The organism is Clavibacter sp. MX14-G9D (genome assembly GCF_032917815.1).
GTDB lineage: Bacteria > Actinomycetota > Actinomycetes > Actinomycetales > Microbacteriaceae > Clavibacter > Clavibacter michiganensis_K.
Genome location: NZ_JAVCVL010000275.1, coordinates 1 through 3,143, shown reverse-complemented (window position 1 = coordinate 3,143; position 3,143 = coordinate 1). Strand labels below are relative to the sequence as shown.

Genomic DNA, 3,143 nt, shown 5'->3' with positions numbered 1-3,143 from the left:
GGTCGCCCGCGCGGAGCGCCTCGGCGGGCGCGGCGACGGCGGCGGCGCGCGCGGTGTCGACGGCGGTCATCGGATGCCCTCGAGCACCGCGTCGACCTCGGCCGTGGTGGGCATGGCCGTGGAGCACTCGCGGCGGGACGCGACGAGGGCGCCCGCGACGTTGGCGAAGCGCAGGATCCGCTCCAGGTCCCAGCCCGCGAGCAGCCCGTGCACGAGCGCGCCGCCGAAGCCGTCGCCCGCGCCGAGCCCGTTGACGACCTCGACCGGGTACGGCGGCACCTCCACGGTCTCCTCGCGGGTGCGGGCGAGCACGCCCTTGGGCCCCTGCTTCACGATGGCGAGCTCGACGCCGCGCTCGAGCAGGGCGTCAGCGGCGCGCAGGGGATCCGTCTCCCCCACCGCGATCTCGCACTCCTCGCGGTTGCCGACGGCCACGGTCACCTGCTCGAGCGCGCGGCCCACCTCGCGGGTCGCGTCCGCGGGCGACGACCAGAACATCGGCCGGTAGTCGAGGTCGAGCACCGTGAGCGGGCGGCGACCGCGGGCGGCCCACGCGGCGTGGTGGGCGGTGCGGCTCGGGTCCTCGCTGAGGCCCGTGACGGTGGACCAGTGGACGCGGGCGTCGCGGATGGCGTCCAGGTCGAGCGCGTCGGCCTCGATGCAGAGGTCGGGCGCCTTCGGGCGGCGGTAGAAGTAGAGCGGGAAGTCGTCCGGCGGGAAGATCTCGCAGAAGGTGACGGGCGTGGGCAGGTCCTCGACCGGGGTCACGTACGCGGCGGAGACGCCGAGGCGCTCGAGCTCGCGCGTCACGTACCGGCCGAACGGGTCGTCGCCCACGCGGGAGACGAGCGCGGCGGACCGGCCATGGCGGGCGGCGGCGACGGCCACGTTGGCGGCGCTCCCGCCGAGGTACTTGCCGAAGGTCTCCACGTCCTCGAGGCCCACGCCGTCCTGCAGCGGGTAGAGATCGACGCCCACGCGGCCGAGGGCGATGAGGTCGTGGACCGTGGTCGGTGCAGGGCTCATGGCGGCGCTGCTTTCTCTCCGGCGGTGGAGGGCGAGGGGCGGATGCTGCGGTCCCTCCAACGTAGCGCATGTTCTGACATGTGCACATGGACGGATCCGCTCCGACCGCCGCGCCCGCGGATGGCGGCCGCGCCTCAGCGCAGCGGCAGGTGCATCACGTGCAGGCCCACGAGCCCCTCCTGGGCGTCGTCGAACGCCTCGGGGACCGTGCCGACGATCCGGAATCCGAGCGACTCCCACAGGTGCACGGCCGCGTGGTTGGTCTCCACGACCGCGGTGAACTGGATCGCGCGGTAGCCCTCGTCGCGCGCCCACGCGATGACGTGCTCGCCGAGGGCGCGGCCGACGCCGCGGCCGGAGTGCGCAGGATCCACGAGGAACGACCCCGTGGCCACGTGCGCGCCGCGGCCGGGGCGGTTGGGGGCGCCCTTCGCGGATCCGAGGACCGTGCCGTCGTCGTCCACCGCCACGAAGGTGCGACCGGGCGCCTGGGCCATCCAGTTCGGACGTGCCTCCTCGAGCGACTGGCCGGCGGGCAGCGCGTAGGTGCGCCCGGCGTCGACGACCGCCCGGTAGAAGGGGTGGATCAGGGACCAGTCGGCGTCGACGGCGGGGCGGATCAGCATGCGGTCGAGGCTATTCCCCCGCGTGCGGACCGCGCAGCCCGCCCACGACGACGGCCGCCCCACCCGCGAGGGGTGGGACGGCCGTCGTCGTGGTCGTGCGTGAGCGCTAGGCGCGTGCGAGGTCCGCGATGACGCGGTCCCCGGCGGCGGCCATGACCGTCGTCGCCGTGATCTCGGCGCGACCCAGGAGGTCGTCCATCCGACGGCGGCGGGCCTTCGTGATCAGCGTCACGACGGTGCCCTGCTTGCCCGCGCGGCCCGTGCGGCCGGCGCGGTGGAGGTAGCTCTTGTACTCGTCCGGCGCGTCGGCCTGGATGACCAGCCCGATGTCGTCCACGTGGATGCCGCGGGCGGCGACGTCGGTGGCGACGAGCACGCGGACCTTGCCGCTCGTGAGCAGCTGCAGGTTGCGCGTGCGGCGCGCCTGGTTGAGGTCGCCGTGGAGCGACGTGGCGGGGATGCCGGCGTCCTCCAGCTGGTCGGCGAGCTGCTCGGCGAACGCGCGGGTGCGGGCGAAGATCAGCGTCTTGCCCTCGCCGGAGCTCAGCTGCTCGATGATCGCGGCCTTGTCGCGCTGCTCGATGAGGAGCACGCGGTGGTCGATGGTCGACGACGCCTGGTCCTCGCCCGCGACCTCGTGGACGCTGGGCGACGGCAGGAACTCGTTCACGAGCGTCGCGACGCCCTTGTCGAGCGTGGCCGAGAACAGGAGGCGCTGGCCGTCGGGCTTCACCTGGCGGAGGATCCGCTGCACGGGCTCGAGGAAGCCGAGGTCGCACATGTGGTCGGCCTCGTCGAGGACGGTCACGACGATCTCGGAGAGGTCGAGGCGGCCCTGGTCGATGAGGTCCTCGAGGCGCCCGGGGGTCGCGATGAGGATGTCGACGCCGCGCTGCAGCGCACCGACCTGCTTGAACTGCGGCACGCCGCCGAAGATCGTGGTGGTGAACAGGCCCACCGAGCGGGCGATGGGCTGCACCGTGCGGTCGATCTGCATGGCGAGCTCGCGCGTCGGGGCGAGGATCAGCGCGCGGGGCTTGCGGCCCATCTTGCGGTTCTTCGCGCCGTCGTTCTCGAGCAGGCGCTCCACGAGCGGGGCGCCGAACGCGATGGTCTTGCCGGATCCGGTGCGGCCGCGGCCGAGCACGTCGCGACCCGCGAGCACGTCGGGGATCGTGGCGGCCTGGATCGGGAACGGGCTCGCCGCGCCCAGCTCCTCGAGCACGCGGACGATGTTCTGGCCGAGGCCGAGGGCGGCGAAGGTCACGCCGTCGACGTCCTTGGCCGTGGTGGCCTGGGCCTCGAGGCGCTCGAGCACGACGTCCTCGGCGGGCGCGTGGCGCGGGGCGCCCTCGCGCGTCGGGTAGAAGTCGCTGTCGCGCTTCGGGCGCGCGTCGTCGTAGGACGGGCGCTCGGATCGCTGCGGGCGGTCGCCGTACGAGGGGCGCTCGGACCGCTGCGGACGGTCGCCGTACGACGGGCGCTCGGACC

Annotated in this window: 3 protein-coding genes; all 3 read right to left on the bottom strand. The window is 74.1% G+C overall.

Annotated features, from left to right (window positions below; translation table 11 throughout):
* Positions 1-66: 66 nt before the first annotated feature.
* On the bottom strand, positions 67-1,026 hold the full coding sequence (gene iolC, locus Q6969_RS14575; RefSeq protein WP_317231091.1) for a 5-dehydro-2-deoxygluconokinase: 960 nt from the start codon (positions 1,024-1,026) through the stop codon (positions 67-69).
* A gap of 134 nt (positions 1,027-1,160) precedes the next feature.
* Positions 1,161-1,652: a GNAT family N-acetyltransferase gene (locus Q6969_RS14570; protein ID WP_317231090.1), complete on the bottom strand. Its 492-nt coding sequence runs from the start codon at positions 1,650-1,652 to the stop codon at positions 1,161-1,163.
* 106 nt (positions 1,653-1,758) lie between these two features.
* Positions 1,759-3,143, bottom strand: a 1,385-nt coding sequence (locus Q6969_RS14565; RefSeq protein ID WP_317231089.1) for a DEAD/DEAH box helicase, incomplete at its 5' end; no start/stop codon positions are given.